The 16452-nt window shown below is 64.8% G+C and carries 13 protein-coding genes; 1 reads left to right on the top strand and 12 read right to left on the bottom strand.

Annotated features, from left to right (window positions below):
* Positions 1 to 1166: 1166 nt before the first annotated feature.
* The 3 genes from AAHF99_RS17700 to AAHF99_RS17690 all read right to left on the bottom strand — a co-directional run bounded on the left by AAHF99_RS17700 (position 1167) and on the right by AAHF99_RS17690 (position 4275).
* Positions 1167 to 1778: a recombinase family protein gene (locus AAHF99_RS17700; protein ID WP_342165830.1), complete on the bottom strand. Its 612-nt coding sequence runs from the start codon at positions 1776 to 1778 to the stop codon at positions 1167 to 1169.
* Between the two features lie 1281 nt (positions 1779 to 3059).
* Positions 3060 to 3437 carry a BRO-N domain-containing protein gene (locus tag AAHF99_RS17695; RefSeq protein WP_342165829.1) on the bottom strand — a complete coding sequence of 126 codons (378 nt, stop codon included), beginning with the start codon at positions 3435 to 3437 and terminating at the stop codon, positions 3060 to 3062.
* A 598-nt stretch (positions 3438 to 4035) separates the two neighbouring features.
* Positions 4036 to 4275, bottom strand: a complete 240-nt coding sequence (locus AAHF99_RS17690) for a hypothetical protein (RefSeq protein ID WP_342165814.1) — start codon at positions 4273 to 4275, stop codon at positions 4036 to 4038.
* 495 nt (positions 4276 to 4770) lie between these two features.
* Between AAHF99_RS17690 and AAHF99_RS17685 the strand changes: the two genes are divergently transcribed.
* Positions 4771 to 5043 carry a DUF6894 family protein gene (locus AAHF99_RS17685; protein WP_342165813.1) on the top strand — a complete coding sequence of 91 codons (273 nt, stop codon included), beginning with the start codon at positions 4771 to 4773 and terminating at the stop codon, positions 5041 to 5043.
* A 656-nt stretch (positions 5044 to 5699) separates the two neighbouring features.
* Here AAHF99_RS17685 and AAHF99_RS17680 read toward each other — a convergent pair.
* From AAHF99_RS17680 to AAHF99_RS17640, 9 genes are all read right to left on the bottom strand, one after another.
* Positions 5700 to 6893: a GNAT family N-acetyltransferase gene (locus AAHF99_RS17680; protein WP_342165812.1), complete on the bottom strand. Its 1194-nt coding sequence runs from the start codon at positions 6891 to 6893 to the stop codon at positions 5700 to 5702.
* A complete protein-coding gene (locus tag AAHF99_RS17675; protein WP_342165811.1) occupies positions 6890 to 7834 on the bottom strand; it encodes a hypothetical protein in 945 nt (314 codons plus the stop codon). Before AAHF99_RS17675 ends, AAHF99_RS17680 begins: the two co-directional genes overlap by 4 nt.
* A 322-nt stretch (positions 7835 to 8156) precedes the next feature.
* Positions 8157 to 9290, bottom strand: coding sequence for an endo-1,4-beta-xylanase (locus tag AAHF99_RS17670; RefSeq protein WP_342165810.1), 1134 nt, complete (start codon positions 9288 to 9290; stop codon positions 8157 to 8159).
* A gap of 21 nt (positions 9291 to 9311) precedes the next feature.
* Positions 9312 to 10484: a glycosyltransferase gene (locus AAHF99_RS17665; RefSeq protein ID WP_342165809.1), complete on the bottom strand. Its 1173-nt coding sequence runs from the start codon at positions 10482 to 10484 to the stop codon at positions 9312 to 9314.
* A complete protein-coding gene (locus AAHF99_RS17660) occupies positions 10481 to 11854 on the bottom strand; it encodes a lipopolysaccharide biosynthesis protein (protein WP_342165808.1) in 1374 nt (457 codons plus the stop codon). The genes AAHF99_RS17665 and AAHF99_RS17660 overlap by 4 nt, the downstream gene beginning before the upstream one ends.
* Positions 11855 to 13039: a DUF1972 domain-containing protein gene (locus AAHF99_RS17655; protein ID WP_342165828.1), complete on the bottom strand. Its 1185-nt coding sequence runs from the start codon at positions 13037 to 13039 to the stop codon at positions 11855 to 11857.
* A gap of 308 nt (positions 13040 to 13347) precedes the next feature.
* Positions 13348 to 14643, bottom strand: a complete 1296-nt coding sequence (locus tag AAHF99_RS17650; protein WP_342165807.1) for an O-antigen ligase family protein — start codon at positions 14641 to 14643, stop codon at positions 13348 to 13350.
* Positions 14640 to 15647 (bottom strand): glycosyltransferase family 2 protein, encoded by a 1008-nt coding sequence (locus tag AAHF99_RS17645; protein WP_342165806.1) that lies wholly within the window; start codon positions 15645 to 15647, stop codon positions 14640 to 14642. The genes AAHF99_RS17650 and AAHF99_RS17645 overlap by 4 nt, the downstream gene beginning before the upstream one ends.
* A gap of 11 nt (positions 15648 to 15658) precedes the next feature.
* On the bottom strand, positions 15659 to 16429 hold the full coding sequence (locus tag AAHF99_RS17640; RefSeq protein WP_342165805.1) for a polysaccharide deacetylase family protein: 771 nt from the start codon (positions 16427 to 16429) through the stop codon (positions 15659 to 15661).
* Positions 16430 to 16452 lie beyond the last annotated feature (23 nt).

Genomic DNA, 16452 nt, shown 5'->3' with positions numbered 1-16452 from the left:
CACGCCCTTCATCCCCCACCACCCGTCCGGTCGTCCCGAAGGGCAGTCTGCAAGAGCAAGCTTCAGGGGGTCAGAATTGGACGCCGATCCCCCACCTCAGGGGGTCAAAGTTGCACGCCGAAACACAGGTTTATCGGGGCTCAGGGCTCTCGGCCGCTGGCGAGCGATCCCCCCAGGCGCAAAGGCCTACCGAGCGTAATCGAAGATGCCGGAACGACGGGTTTGAAGGCCAAGGCCACCATCATCGTTCAGGACCGGGGGCCGCGAAGCGTCTCCTACGGTGGATCGAGCGATGATCTGCCGGGAGCCCGCATGGATCACGTCCAGCGGTTCGCTCCAGTGAACGCCTTCCTTCATGAGGATACGGGCAGCGGAGAACAGGGGGGTGTCTGAGGTCGTCAGGAGACGGTCACCGAGATGGACGTGATGACGCCCTTGGTCGGCTGGGCTGATAGTCAGTTTCATGGCTGTGGCTCTGGGGTTCGATGAGGTGTTGGATGGGATGCCGCGTCAGGTGGGTGGGTAGTCACCGTAGGCGGGCGTGAAGGGGTCGGGGGTAGGCAGGGTGCCACCAAGGCACGAACGCCCCTGACGGACCACTCCCCGGTGCTGGAAAGGGCAGTCAGGCAGTCGAACCCAGGCAGCCTCAGCTGCGTGTTGGGCCGGGGCGGTAGCGACGGAAGCCGAAGCCTCTCGCGTCGTCTTGAACGGTAAGTCGTGCTGCGGTCCCGACCGTGGTCCTCATGCAGATCATCTCCGATCCACTGCGGGTCATGGTCAGAGGTTCGTCGGGCGATACCCCCTCCTTCAGTAGGATGCGGGCAGCTGTGAACAGAGGGGTGTAAGAGGTTGTGATTAGGCGGTCACCAAGGCGTGCGTGATGCTCCCCTCGGCCCGTGGGGCTGACGGTTATGTTCATGGTCTCGTTGTGAATAGAGAGGGATGGCCAGCTCAATGCCGGCCTAGAGGTGCCTGAGGGGCTCGATTAGTGGCCCTATCGAGCAGTCATACAAAAACGCTTGCACGACCCCGTTTCGGAGGTCCTGAAGGGTCGTGAAGGTGTGGGTGAGGTGGGCGTGAATGTAGCAGTCATACCCGAAGTACCGATGACACCCCGTCTGAAGCGGATGGGCGTCCTTTATCCTAGAGGTGCAAGGAATTGCTCCTTAGGCGACCCTCTTGGCCACCTTAGCGACCGTGGCACGGCTGCATCCGGTAGCTGCCTGCACCTGGGACCACGACATCCCACGGGACAGCATGTCGGCAATGCCAGCGTTGCGCTTCACGTCTTCCTGACGCCCCCTGTAGCGCCCCTCGGCCTTGGCCGTGGCCTGACCCTCTGCCTGCCTGCGGCGCCTATCGTCGTAGTCCTTGCGAGCTACAGCGGCGAGCATGTCCAGCATCATGCCATTCACAGCCTCGAACATGCGGGTGGTGAATGCGTCAGTGGTCGATGAGGCCAACTGCCAGGACGTAGGGAGGTCCAGGGCGACTACCCGAACCTGTCGGGAGGCGATCTCGGCCTTCAGCTTCTCCCAGTCCCCAGAGGTCAGGCGGGACAAGCGGTCCACCTGCTCAACCAAGAGAACGTCACCGGGGCGTGCATCGGCCAGCAGCCGGAATAGCTCGGGACGGGCCAGCTTCGACCCACTCTCGTTCTCGACGTACCAGCAGGCGACGTGGAGGCCTCGTTCCTGTGCGAAGGAGGCGAGGGCCTCACGGGCACGATTGGCGTCCTGATCCGAGGTAGAGGCGCGGAGGTAGGCCCGGACGAACATCACGACACCATCAGTCTGGTTAGGATGGTATGGTGATAGTCAGTCTGTTTCGGTTGGTCAATAGGTCTATGTTGAACCAGTCTGTTGATGGTTCGCCAGGGGCATACTGAACCAGACCTGCGTCAGGCGCATTCAACATCAACATTTGCGAGTGTCGCGCGCCTCAGAGGCCGATAGCGTCCGCTCATGGAGCAGTCTGACATTGACCTAAGTGCCAACCAGCGTCTCATGCTCAAGGAGCAGCGGGAGCGTTGGCAACGCCTTGATGAGCAAACCAAGATAAGCTCCGAGAAGGCACTGGCCCGATCACACAGGCTACTAGTACTACCGGTTTGGCGTTGGGCGAGACCCCTGACGAGAGCGTAGCGCAACCGTTCGGCCACCCCTCCCGGCACCAAGAGGCACCCATTCCAGGCTGCCTGTGGCTCATCTACCCGTGCGCCTGGGCGTACCTCATCCCGTGCGTGTGAGCGCGATACCACGCGGGATACCGCACGCGGTCGCGAGGGGCATGGGGGACACTGGCGAATTCGAGTTTGTCGATGCCCTCTCGCATTTTTCCGTCAGACGCGATGGGGTCCACTGATGGGCACCTCTTCGAGCCCCTAGAAGACCGCTTTCATGGAAGACCACCCCCCGGGGCATGGCAGATGGGTAGACCACCAAGGGCAAGCGTCATCGAGGGACAAACGATGGCACTGGGGTAAATGGTTGCCCTTGGTGGAATGAGATGGTGCCTTAGGTGATGCCTTACGGGCACCTAAACAATGTCGTCAAGGAGATACTAGACATGGTACTGAGGGTTGGTATCACCATCAGTATCTCCTAAAGTACATCGTAGAGTACTACCTTTATCTACCCTTACCTAACAATGTTTATAGCACTGTCTACTAAACCTTAGATGGCCCCCTTACCCCCAACCTCACAGTCCCCCTCTGCCTGTGTGGTCGTCCTATCAGCCCCGCCTGACCTAGCCTTCCTTCTACCTAGAGGTGCAATGAATTGCCGAATAAGCGGATTTGGCTAGTCAGATTAATGGCTTGACCAATCCCAAATAGGTTGGTCGTCCAAGGCTCTTCGGTGAATCGGAGGTAGAACTCCTTCTCCCTAGGTGGGCAATGAATTGCCAGATAGGTATTTTCCGTGAATGAGATCAGTGGCTTAGGCGATCCCAAATCAGTAGTTTGCCTTCTGTCGTTCCACGGCGCGGTGGTTGGTGGTCATGTCACTGCCGTAACTCTTGGTGGGGTGCCGCCAAGGACGGCCGTTCTGCCACTGGGGCTAGTCAAGCAGCCGAAAGACACTGACGGCCTCTGGCAAGCCGACCCTCCACACGGAAACGGCATCTTGTCGCTCGTCGTCCATCTCACCCGTGGCCAGCTTCTCCTCGCCAGCAATGTAGCCGCCCGTCTGGCGGATCTGTGGGAGCATCGTCCCGGTGACCCACTCACGGAACGCTTGAGCGGACGGCTTCCGGCTGCGCAACACGAGTGTGTAGAGCCCACTCTCGCTCACGATGACGGCAGGGCGCCCCGAACCTAAGTTGAACTTAGCTTGCTCATCCCCCCTCAGCGCGCGGCAGGCCACGGTGGGGTTGGCTATCTCGATCATGCGGCACACGTCGGCCGCCACGAACCAGGGCATGTCCTCGATGGTGATGCTCCTCAGCTCCAGGCCTGCGAACGAGAAGGTCTTGGTCTTGGTCGTTACGGTCGCCAGCCGCTTCTGGCCTAGTGGTGGTCCTAATTACGGATGGCCTCTGTCCAAGAGGTGCAAGGAATGGCCGGGGCACCTATCTGAATGGCTCTTTCCGTACCGGAGGTGGTCGCCAAGAGCGGCATAGAGGTGCTTGAAGGTAAGCAGAGTGCGGAAACGCGCTACCGGCCGCTGATGACCGACGCCTCCATCAAAAATCATTTGACGCTATCGAGCCTGCCATTTTCCCCGACAAACGATGTGCAAACTGCAAGTACCTGTTTGATTAAAGGATTCCGAGCTTGCGCTCTGGGAAGATAGATCTCCGAAGCGTGCTCCTTGCGATACTCACAGGCAGCCGAATCCATTGGTCGTTCCGGGGATGGAGCCTCCATGAGTACTCCCGCTTGGTTCAGAAACGCTATAACGAGGATCGTTGTGTTCATCAGAGCGAAGCCGCCGTGCTCATAGATAGGGCCCATCCGTCCAGATGCTGACTGATGCAGGAGGGCGTGGCAAACAGCTCTCCCGAACCATGACGTGCAAAGGCCGGATGCACTCACTAAGCCAAGCTGGAGGGCGCTTGCCACGCAACTCCGGGGTGCTCGCGGATGTCTCCTGCCTTAGAACCGGTATCCGCATCGCTGGCCCAATCGCTCGGCTCCTCGACGGCCTCAATCAGCGCGTCGGGGTACTTGGCAGTCAAGAATAACCTCGCCTCGCCCTCAGCCTCGGCCCTGACCGTCACGAGAGGCTTCGGCCCGGCATCCGTACGCACCTTTGCAATGAACAGCTTCGTCATCGAATCCTCCCTGTTGGCTGGGCGCTAACAGGTAGGAGCTGGCAAGGTTCAAGGCAGTGCTTGTCATCTACGACCCATGGCATCGGGGCCGAAGTCGTTAAGGTCGGAACGTCGCACCATGCGGGTGGTTGGCCTTTGAACAGGGAGGCTATGACATGAAAACGATTACGCTCGTCGTCGCTGCTACGCTGGCGCTTGGTACCGCTGCTTACGCCGCTGAGGGCACCACCGCGACAAGCTCCGGGGAGACCCGCTCGGGCACCATGAACAGCACCGGGGCGAAGGATGCAGGCTCGGGGTCAACTCCGGGTGCTGCCGGGAGCGGGCCGTCTACGGGCAGCATGAGCCGTTCCGGTACTCAAAATAGCACGGGTGCCAAGGATGCTGGCTCGGGCTCGACACCGGGTGCCGCAGGTAGCGGGCGGTAGGCTGCTTCAGGTCGGGCTCGGAAGGCTGGGCCCGGCCGCTGGGTAGTGGCTGGGACTGCGGGGGGAAATGCCGCGTTACTTCTTCCACACTCACATTGGTGAGGACGTGATCGTGGACCCGGAAGGCCGCGAACTGGATGACCCAGACGCCGCTTACGAGGCCGCTAAGGTACTCGCATTGCAACTGCTTCAGGGCGCTGATGCTGACCCAGAGTTGTTGAAGGCTGTCTTGTTCGTGTCAGACGATGCTCAGGAGCTTGTGATGGAGTTTCCGCTGACCGAATCGCTTGCGGCTGAACTTGTGTCTGAGCCTGAGACCGATAATGAGACGCGCCACTGATCGATCAAAGAAAGCGCGTAGCTGTCAGTGAACCCCACCCAGCGCGAACGTTAAACGCTGGGGACCCATGCAGCCCATGTCTGAGAGGTTCGTTCAGAGGGTGCAAAGCCACTGCTGAAAGGCCCGCGACTGGCGCTCTCTAAGCCTCGTGATGCTGTCCCTGAGACCCGTGACAGACACGAAGCGCAGTAGCTTTCGACCGTTCTCTGTAAGGACATGGGCATAGCCCCATGCATCACCGGGTAGGCGAGATGCGAGCTTGCTCGTCAATGAGCCGTAGTGCCAGCCCAAAGCGGTTTCAGCGTCTTGTGAGAGGAGCCACAGGGAGCCTTCCCATTCCAGGGCCCGGAGGTGGAAGTACCGTTTCAGGCCCTTGATGTGAGGATTGAACTTTAGGACCCGTAAGTCGGGGTCATGGTCGGGTATCGACATGGGTCTCCATGATGTGAGGGGAAGGGATTAGAGGATTGACGGCAACGCTTCGCGCGTTCATCGTCACTGTTCAACAGCGGCGCGATGGTGACGCCAAAAACCTTTTTTGGATCAACGGTTACGACCTGCGGACCCCCAGTCCTTTCCTGGGCACCATCAGCGGCCTAAAGCGCTGATCCGCAGTAGATCCCCTACAAAACTCAGTCGATCACGGCCGAACTGGTTCAGAGCTTAAATGCGCTGAAGCGGCCGAGCCATGTGCGCATCCGGCGGTCGAGCTCCGGGCGGGTCCGCAGGTGGCCGACGAGGAGGGCGCGGGCGGCGGGTGCGAGACCGCGCCAGCTCAACGGCCGAACGACGTCCACCAGCGGCAGTGCCTGGCAGCCGAAGCGGCGCTTGTAGTCGTAATTGCCGATGCTGAAATCGAAGGTGCGGACGCCCTCGGCGTGCAGGGCCGCCATCGTCCGCTCGATGATCAGACGGCCCGGCGAACAGTTCGCCCACTTGCCGCCCGTCTGGCCGATGCGGATCATGATGTAGCGGTCGCCCTGGCGCAGTCCGAGGAGACCCGCCACCATCTCCGGCTCGGCATCGCCGTCCGCCATTAGCGCCGTCAGCACGGCGTTGCCATCGGCGAGCGCCCGCTCCACGAGTCGGCGGTAGAACGCGGCGACGTCGGGCTCATTGAGGAAGTACTCCGCCCCCAGCGACGCCATCCGCGTTTCCTGGCGCTGGTCGATTGCCGCCAGCAATCGCTGCGCCTGCTCGGGCTCCGTCACCCGCACGAAGGCCGCGCCGGGGTTCTTGGAAAAGACCCGCCAGCTGCGCTCCAACTCCTTGCGGACGGTCTTCTCGAGGCCCGTCCGCCGCCACCCGTCGTAATCGCCGTCGATGCGGATGACGTTGCCGTTCAGGGCGCAGGCGACGGCGCCCGGCAGCAGCGTGAGCGGATTTGGCCGCTGGCCTTGATCGGCCTCCATCTTGGCGAGGCGGATCAGGTCGGCACGCGGCAGCGCGCGGCGCACGGCGCGCCACAGGCGGATCGCCTCGGCCCGACTGCGCGGCGCGGCCGGACCCAGGAGCGGGGCGTTGTAATCGGTGAGATTAAGGTCGGCGAACTCGATCACCCGCAGCGGGCCGATGCGCCGCATCACCAGGGGAAGAACCAGCGCGAGATCGCCGGTTCGCCCGTCGCGGATGGTCACGACGAGCGTCGTGACGTCGTCCCGGCCGGCCAGGGTTTCGTACCAACTGTCGAGCCACGTCGCCGTCTGGAAGATCGTTGGCGCGAAGCCGCCACGGAACGCCGACTCACCGGCCCGCCGTGCGACCTCGACCCGGTACTCGACGGGGGCCGCAGGCTGCTCGGCGAGACCGTGCGCCGGAGAATGACCGAGTTCGCGATTCAGAACGGTCACGCCGCCGCCTGGGCGTCGATGATCTCGCCGGGATTGGCGCCGTCGAGGCGGAAATCCACCACCCTGCGGGCATTGCGCTCGCGCTTGACCCACCGGCTGTTGCGCAAGGCCTTCTGCAGCACGGCCTTTGACCAATAGGACGGCCCGGAGATCGAACGGCTCTTCGGCGCGATGCCAAGCCGGTGACGCAGCAGGCCGTTGGCGAGATTCAGGTTCTGCAGGCGATGGATCTCCTCGTTGGTGAAGGAAACCGTCATCGAGACGTTCAAGCAGTCGAGGTTCTCGACGCGATGCGGTGCGTTCAACGGCCAGCTCAACATCTGGCCCGGCTCCAGATCGAGCACACGGGCATGCTCGTCGTACCAGGGCTCGTAGGGCAGATCGACCTCGATCTCGAAGAGGGCGATGTCCTCCAACTGGCGTTCGGTCAGGAAGGGCGGCGAGTTCGGATAGACGTAGACCCGCTTGCGGCCGATCAACTGCCAAAGATGCTGGCCGGGCAGGTCGGCGTGATAATAGACCTGCGCCCCCGGGGACGAGATCAGGATGCCCGCGCTGCGATGGCGCGTCGAGAAGCCCGGCAGGCGCTGGGCCATCTCCTCGAACACGGCATCGGCCACGTCGGCGAACCGCTTGTCCACCTTCAGGACGTTGCGCAGGTTCAGCCACATCCGGCCCTTGGAGATCGCGTCGATCACCGCCTCGCCGGGGAGACCGCCGGTGTCGCCTTCGCGCCAGAAGCGCCGACCGCCGCGCCCGCCCATATGGATCAGGCTGTACTGATCGCGCGGATAGGTATCGATCAACTGCGCCAGCGATTCACGCGAGAACAGTGGCATCGTGTGCAGGCGGTGCTGCAGCCGTAGGGGTTGGTGCCCCCAGAGCGCCGTGTGCTGGTCGGACCAATCGGTGAAAATCGGGTCGCTGTTCTTCACGTCCATCACAACCTCGCGCCGCCATCCTGTCTCGTCTTGGGACATGCAATGTTATGCGCGTCCCGTCGGTCTCTATTTTGTTTCAACACTGGACCGATATTGGCCCATGGGGGTAGCATATCCGCGATAGTGCAACTCGAAGGCCACGAGGACAATCGCCGCTTTGGGGTGAATGTCACATCGTATGAGGGCCGGCAGACGGAGGTCGCGCTCTGCGACGACGGCATGGAGAAGCGACGGGCCGCTTGCCATCTCACGCACCTCGAAGGGCCATGATTCGAGATAATCGTTTTGTTTCGGGTGCATCAATGAGGTCGGATTACTGAATTCACGGCGAACGCTTCGTATTCCCGGACGGGGGTTCGCTCGCCACGACGCGGCGGCGGAAGTGTTGCATGACGTGGTGGAGGGGTTTGGGCTTCAGGTCGTCGTCGAGCGGCAGCGAACGGGTCGGCAGGCCGTCGGGGCGCGGCTTGTGCCAGCGGGTCCAGCTGTCCCGGTCGCGCAGGCCCCAGGTCAACACCGCGTCGGCGCCTCCGGCGGCCGAGATGGCGTCGAGGAGTTGGAAGGCCTGCTGGGCCACCAGTTCGTCGCGCTGGCGCAGATCGGCCGGGAAGGTCTGATCGATAACGTCGAGTTCGGTCACCAGCACCACGAGACCCAGGGCCCGGACTTCCCGAACGAAGCGGCCGACCGCCTCCCGGTCCACGACGCGATCCGAATAGAGGTGTCCCTGCATCCCGATCCCGTGCAGAGGCACGCCCTTCGTCACCATGGCCTGGGCAGTGCGGAGCATCACCTCACGCCGCGAATCGTAATGCTCGCCCGCGAATTCGAGGAAGTAGTCGCTGAGAACGAGTTGCGCGGACGGGTCCGCCTGCGCGGCGGTCCGCAGCGCCATCTCGATGTAGTTGTCGCCGATCAGCCGGCGCCAGATCGTGTCCCGCAACCCGGTCCCCCGCTCGGGGCTGTCATCGGTGAACTCGTTAACCACGTCCCAGGAGGCGATCTTGCCGCGATAATGGCCGACGACGGTCGTGATGTGCTTGCGCATCTCGGCTTCGGCCTCGGCGCGGGTGCGGAGCGTGTCGAGCCAGGGCGGCACTTGGCCGTGGAAGACGAGGGCGTGTCCGCGAACGGAAAGACCGGCGGCGTGCGCGAAGCGGACGATGGCATCGCCCTCGGTGAAATCGAACTTGCCACGGCTCGGCCGGAGCCGATCCCATTTCAGGGCATCCTCGGTCACGACCATGTCGCAGTCGCGGATGATCGCCTGCCGGTAGGCATCGTTCTGGGCGAGGAGTTCGGCCTGCACGGCGCACCCGATTGGGGTGCCGAGCGGCATGGAAGGGGGCTTCGGCCGCGACGCGGCCACGGCGACGGCCGGTTCCAGCGCGAGGGTGGCCCCGAGGGCCGCCCCCCGCAGCGCCGTCCGACGATCGATCCGCGCTCGAAAAACCATCACGGTCCTCCTTCCGCTGCGTCAGCCAAGCCTAGCCAGGGCGTCGTCCAGGGTCTGCCGGGCCGCGTCACGCCGGGCCTCGTTCCAGGTGTGACCCGCGGCGGCGGCACGGGGCTTCGGGAGGTGGACGGCCTCGACCAGGGCGTCGGCGAAGGCCTGCGGCCCGTCCGCGACAGTGATGGTCTCGGGCAGACCGTCGAGCCCGCGCACACCGAGCGGCGTGGAGACGGCGGGCGTGCCCGTCGCCGCGAGTTCGAGCGTCTTGATCTGAACGCCGGTCCCGGCGGTGGTCGGCACGGCAGAGACCCGCAGGCTTGCAAGGAACGCGCGGGCGGACGGCACGAGCCCGAGGCGCTGGACGCGGTCGGACGGCAACGTTTCCGAACCCGATCCGGCGACGGCGATGGTGAGATCGGTCGGCAGGCGCGGCACGACCTCGTCGAGGAACCACGCCATCCCCTGGCGCACCGGGGGCCAACTCCATGTGCCGATCAGGCCGATGTCGTAGGCCGGCGCGAGGGCCGGGGCCGGCTCTGGCGGGGTGGGAAAGAACAGCGGCAGCACCGCCGGTGCGGCGATGCCGAACCGCGTGCGCGCCTCCTGGGCATCCGCCTCCGACAGGAAGAGCGAGAACCGCGCCTCCGCTCCGGCTTGGCGCTCCAGGCGGGCGTTCAGCCGAGCCTCGCGGGCGTAGATGGCCCGCCACCACGGACGCGCCGCCTTCTCCGCGACCATCGCGTAGGAGATCGCCTGCACGTCGTGGAAGATGACGCCGAGGGGCAGGCGCTGCGCCAACCCGGTTACGAACGGGTACAGGTTCACGTGGTCCACGATCAGCAGATCGGGGTTCGTGCGGGCGATCTCCGCTTCGAGGCGATCCGGCGGGAGGTAATTGTACTTCTCGGACGAGATCGGCAGGCCGGAGCGGAGGGAGCGCCACGCCCAGGCCGCCTGTTCGCGGCGCGGCGCGGTCGCGGATTCGACTGGGATCGTCGCGAGCAGCACTGTCTCGACCGGCGAGGCGACGTGGAACGGAGCGCGGCCATAGGCGAAGAGCGTGACCTCGTGGCCAAGGTCCTCCAGCACCGACAGGATCGCCCGCGTCGCGATCTCGCTGCCCGTGCGCAGGGTGTTCGGCACGAGGGTCGTGAGAAAGGCGATCCGCATGGGCTTCGTGGGCGGCGGGAGGGTCACGGAGCCTCGCGCAGGATCGCGGGCGGATCGGAGGGCTCGCGCAGCGCCCGATAGGTCATCACCGTCGAGACGAGGTAGGACGCCAGGAAGACGCCATTCACCGGCGTGATCCACTCGTCGTCCCCGGCGAAGTGCCAGAACACGGCAATCATCAGGGCGGATTTCACCACCGTCACCGCCAGGGCGACGTAGAACGTGGTCGTCATGCGGCCGTTCGCGTAAAGCAGCTCGACTTGGTACTCGATCAGGTTGCGCAGGGCCGGCACCAGCCAAAGTAGACCGAGCAGGCCAACGGCCTTCGCGACCTCGTGGCCCAACATGTTCGGCGCGAACCACAGGGCGACGACGATGCCGCCATAGGCGACGGTGGAGACGGCGGCGATCATCAATTCCACGACGACCTTGGCCCGCCGGCCCGCCATGCTGCTACGGTTCACCAAGACGCGCTGGATCATCAGGACGTTGAAGGCCCGGATGGGGACGGCCGTGAGGTCGATAACGCGGATGCAGATGGCATACATGCCCGCCGCAACCCCGCCGCCGAAGGTCAGCACCAGCACCTTGTCGATTTCGGCCTGCAGCGTGTAGGCGAGCCCCGATCCGCTGAGCGCGAGGGCGTTGCGGGCGCGTAGCAGCGTCGCGCTTCGGCGCCAGCGCAAGCGCCTACGCGGCAGGAGGAAGACGAGGATCAGCCCCAGAGCCAGGGTGTTGCTGACGAGGTAGAGCACCGCCCATTCCATGAGCGTCGAGCCCGGCAGGAACAGGAAAAGGATCGCCATCGCCGCCTTGCAGACCGCGCCGATGTTGAACGCCAGCGAGGCGTGATCGAAGCGGCCGAGACCGCTGCTGACCGTCGAGGCAGTGTCGATCATCCGCCAGGGCAGCACCTCCGAGGCGACGATCAGGAAGTAGGGCAGGAGGCGATCCGGCTGGTCGAAGAACAGCCGGTAGCTCAGCCAGGCCAGGATCCCGCAGGGCAGGATGCTGGCCGACAACCAGAGCAGGTAGTTGGCGTAGTAATGCCCGAGCAGCCGGGGGCGGATCGCGCCGACCTGGAACAGGTTTGACCCGTACCCGAACGCCGCGAGGCGAGCCAGGACGGTGCCGACCGCCACCGCGCCGGCGAAGAATCCGAAATCGACGATGCTCAGGCCGTGCGTCAGGCACAGGAAGTACAGGAGCGAGAGGCAGAGCCGCCCCATCGAGCCGCTGAACAGATGCGCATAGTCGCGCAGGGTCGTCGCGCTGATCGAGGGGAGGCCCAGACGCTGCCCGGCCCTGCGCAGGCGGGCGAGATCCAGCACGGGCATGGCGTATCGTTCGGCCAGCAGGCCGAGGCGCCACGGTCTCAAACGGCGGTCAGCCGGCATTCAAGCCTCGGGCGCCGCGTTCCCGGCGCGGGATCGCTTGCTCTCGTTCCGCCGGGCCTTCTCCCACGCGGCGAGGCATTCGGCCTCGTAGGCGCGCAGGATGTCATCCCACACGAAATGCTCCGAAGCCTGCGTGAGGGCGGCGGCACGGGCCCGCGCCACGAGGACGTCGTCGCGCAGGATCATCTCGATCCCCCGCTCGCAACTGTCGACATCCGTGAAATACATCTGCGCATCGCCGGCCGTGCCGCGATTGAAGGCATTGTCGTGGGCGAGCACCGCATTGCCGGCCCAGAGCGCCTCGACCAGGGAGGGGTTGGTCCCGCCGACCGTGTGGCCGTGGAGATAGGCGCGGGCATGTCCGCGCAGGGCGGCCACGGTTTCCGGGTCGTAGATCGCTCCGGTGAACATGACCTCGTCGCTCGCGGCCGCCTTGATCGCGGCGTGGTACGCATTGCCCCCATCGAGCCCGCCGACGACCACCAATCGGCAGTCGCGACGCTTGCGCGAGAAGGCTTGCACGATGGCGAGGATGTTGTTGTCCGGCTCGATCCGGGCAATCGAGACCAGATAGCCATCCTTCGTCAGCCCCAACCGCGCGAGGGGCGCGGGATCACGGTGCGCGATCGGATCGCCGCCATAGGGGATCGTGACGATGGACCGACGGGGACGCCGTGTCGCCAGATGGTCGGCGATCTTGGGATGGTCGGCGATCAGCCGTTGCGACGACCACGCGGCGATCCATTCGTTGATCCAAAACCATGCGCGGATCGCGCGCGACCATTTCGGGCGGCGCCATTCGATCCCGTCCATGTTCGTCAGGACCTTGCGCCCCCATAGCCGAAGATATGGCAGGAGGACGGCGCTGTTGTAGCCGAGCACGAGACACACCGCGTCCCGCCGGGCCGCGTCGAGGACGGTGTAGGCGTCGAACAGGAGCGTCGCGGACGGCCCGTGCCCAGCGACCTCGATCTGGATCAGCTCGACGCCCTTCCAGTGCTCGGTGCGGAAACGCTGCTGCACCACGTCCACGTCGTTCTGGCAGTAGACGCCTACCCGCCATCCACGGGCGACGAGGTAGAGGGCCAGGCGCTCCGCGAAGGTCTCGAAGCCACCGTAGGCCGCAGGAATGCCCCGCGACCCGAGGATCAGGATCGCTGGCGCGGTCGCCCCAAACTCGCCCATCTGCGTGCCGCGACTCCACTGATCCTGGGCGCTGTCATCCGGCACTGTCGTTCCTCGACCTGTCATGCGTCGCCGATGTCACTTCTGCGGGATGAGGCGGGGCGGTTCCGATCGAGAGAGCCCTTCGACAATTCGCTTTCGCACGAAGTCGACGCAGGCCATAAGATTGCGCTACAGGAAACGCAATAAACCGCATTGCGTCAATCCTGGGCCGATAAATTGTCGACAGCATCCCCAGGGATGTAACAAAGTATCCGCAATAATAATCGAAGACAATATCTGAACTGTCATATTAACCAAATTACGTGTCAGGCCTTGACCCGATGACCGGCCAGGAAACGCAGGCCGAAGATCGCGATGAGGAAGGCGACCCAGAATGCCTCGTCGCGCTGGAAGAAAAGCGTTTCCATGGAGCCGAGGAAGACGGCGAACAACCAAATCTGGAAGAACAGCAGCGCCAGATCACGGTTTTCGGGGATGGCCCGGGAGCGGGCAAAATCTACGATCGGCAGGACGATCAAGGCCCCACACGCGAGGAGGAGGCCGGGGATGCCGGTGGTGAGGGCGAGGTCGAGGTAGGAATCGTGGGAGTGGGAGGCGGTCGCCGCCCAGGGGTTGCTCGCGTCATCGACCGAGTAGCGGGCGTAATCGGTGTTCCAGAACCCGAGGAAGCCGTAGCCGAACAGCGGTCGCTCCCGGAACTGGTCGATCGCGAAACCCCAGATCCCGGTGCGGTTCGTGAAGGTCGGATCGCTCATGATCCGGTCGTTGATCGCGGCGATCCCCGGGAGGACGGCCGATCCGACGGTAAAGGTGAGGTACAGCGCAAGCGGCACCAGACAGAAGGCGAGGAGCATCCGCAGCGACGGAATGCGCAGCCCGAGATACGACCACACGAGGACGAACGGGACGAGGGCCTGCGGCTGCTTGGCGCCGGTGAAGGCCAGGAAGGTGGTCGCGAGCACGACGAGGCTCGGCCCCAGGACGAGGCGCCTTTGCGTGGTCAGGTAGATCCCGATCAGCAGGAACACCACCATCATCGGGCCGGTGCGGGACTTGTGGTCGTAGAGCCCGCGCCACGACCCGGCGAGGTTCACCTCCATGGCGGCATCGCTCTGGTGCACGGCCAGATGCGGCACCAGCAGGACGGCGAGAAAACAGAGGAGCACGACCATGAGGGCGACGCCGCCGAGCCAGCTCTCGAATTGCCGGCAGTCGCGGGGCGACAGCAGCAGCGAGCCGACGATCGCCATGACGATGACGGTCAGGATCAGCCGGCGCACCGCGATGCCGGGATAGACGGCGAAGGCGCAATCCACGAGGAACCACGCCAGGACCGCCCCGTAGGCCGGATGTGCCAGCGGCAGGATCCGGCGCCAGCCCATCTCCATGAGCTGCCACACGCTGAGGCCGAACAGCGTCAGGTACAGGATCTGGTTCAGCAGGTCGGACGATTCGCTCGTCTTCAGGACCGCGCCGCTCGACAGGTCCTTCAGCGGGTCGAGGGTGATCCAGAACACCGACAGGGTGGCGATAAACAGACCCGACCGCCTCACGAGATCGAGATCGATGCTCGAGGCCCTCGTGGCGACATCGCTCTTCACGACGGACGCGCTCCGCGATGGCGATACTGCTCGGGCCGCAACCCGGCCTGCGCCGTCACCCGCCCGATGGCCTCCAACATCGGATGGGCGGCGATGAGGAGATCGCGGGACGTCGCGAGCCGCGACAGTGCCCGGATCAGTCCGACACCGAGGAGCGTCCCGCTCTTGAGCCAGATGCGCAGCCGCTCCGTCGGGCTCCGCGCGTTCTTGTGCTCGATCATGTAGTTGATCGCGCCATAGCGCAGGCTGCGCGCGATTACCCAGCGCAGGGTCGTCCGGCTCGCCGGGACGGTCTCGACCGCCCGCGCCGCCGGTTCGAAATAGGCCGTGAAGCCGGCATCGCGGGCGCGCTTGAAGAAATCGAGATCGCCGCCGCCGACGAAATCGAAGATCGGATCGAGATAGGGCTGTCCCAGCCGGTCCAGCACCGCCGCGCGCATCACGAAGTTGCCGCTGCCGTAAAGGAACCGCACCGGGCCGGGTGCGATGTAATACGGCTTGAACACCGGGTGATTGGCGAACCGCCCGGCATCCGGCCTTTCGAATTGCGGGACGACGGGTCCGCCGACGAGATCGGCGCCGGAGCGTTCCTGCGCCTCCACGATTTGGCGCAGCCAATCCGGCTCGGCGATCTCGTCATCGTCGATCATCGCGACGAGGGCCGTGCCGGGATAGAGGTCCCGCGCCGCCGCGAAGGCGCCGTTGCAGGCCGAACAATGGCCCGGCTGCGAGACCACGACGGCGACCCCGTCGATCTCGCCCGCGCGGATCATCGCCTCCGCCCGCTCGGCGCCCGCGCGGCCGTTGGGGTCGTTGTCGGCGACGACGCAGGCGAAGGGACGCCCGAAATCCTGTGCCTTGAGCGAGCGCAGGGTGACGGCGAGGTGGTCGGGCCGTCGCAGCGTCAGGACGCAGATGACGACCACCGGCTCATCGGATGGCCGGGCATCCCTGCCATCATAGGCGACCGTATAGGTCTCCGTTTTGGCCCGCTGAGTCGTCATGATGGGATCACTCATCTGGCGGAGCGCCGCATGTCGGAGGCGGATGCACCGTTACCGAGAAGGCCGGCGACGGTCTCGACCCGGCAGCCGCGCGCGAGCGCCCCGTCCACAGCGTAGGCCAGACGCTCCGGCGTCACCCCGAAGCGGGTCGGACGGTCTGCTACGTCGTGTGCGTAGAAGACGAGCCACGCCCCCCGCGCGACGGCCTCGTCCATTACCGCATCGATGCCGGCTTCGCCGATGCTCGCATTCTCCAAGGCGACGGCTTCGAGCCGGCCCCTGTCGGCACGCCGGCTCATCGGGCCGCCATGGATGCCCCGGCACGCGAGGAAACGCCGCTGCAGCGCCAGCTTATGCGGCAGCCCGATCGCCCCGTAGGGGTAGGCGAAGGTCGAGAGAGGCTGGCCGATCACCGGCTCCAGGATGCGGGCGTTTTCATCAACATCGCGGAGGTAGCGTTTGGCCCCTGTCGTCGCGCCGTTCGGATGCGTGGCCGTGTGGCAGCCGATCTCGTGGCCGCGCCGGGCGAGGTCCGCCACCGTCGCGAGGCCGGCGAGGGGATAGAGATCCCACGCGGTGCCGGCGAGACCACCGCAGACATAGAAGGTCCCGCGCACGCCCCGGTCCTCCAGGATGCGCGCGCCATCCCGGGCCGCCGAATCGGCGATGTCATCGAAGGTGAAGCTCACGGTCCCGCGGTCGAGGGCGAGCGGGACCTGGCAGGTCACCACGCGCCGTGCGAGGTGGCGCTTCACCTTCTCGTTCAAGGTCTCGCGGGTCACGGGCGGGGATCTCGACACTCTGC

It is taken from the genome of Methylobacterium litchii, from assembly GCF_038442315.1.
Lineage (GTDB): Bacteria > Pseudomonadota > Alphaproteobacteria > Rhizobiales > Beijerinckiaceae > Methylobacterium > Methylobacterium litchii.
This window is presented reverse-complemented; position numbering and strand designations above follow the sequence as displayed.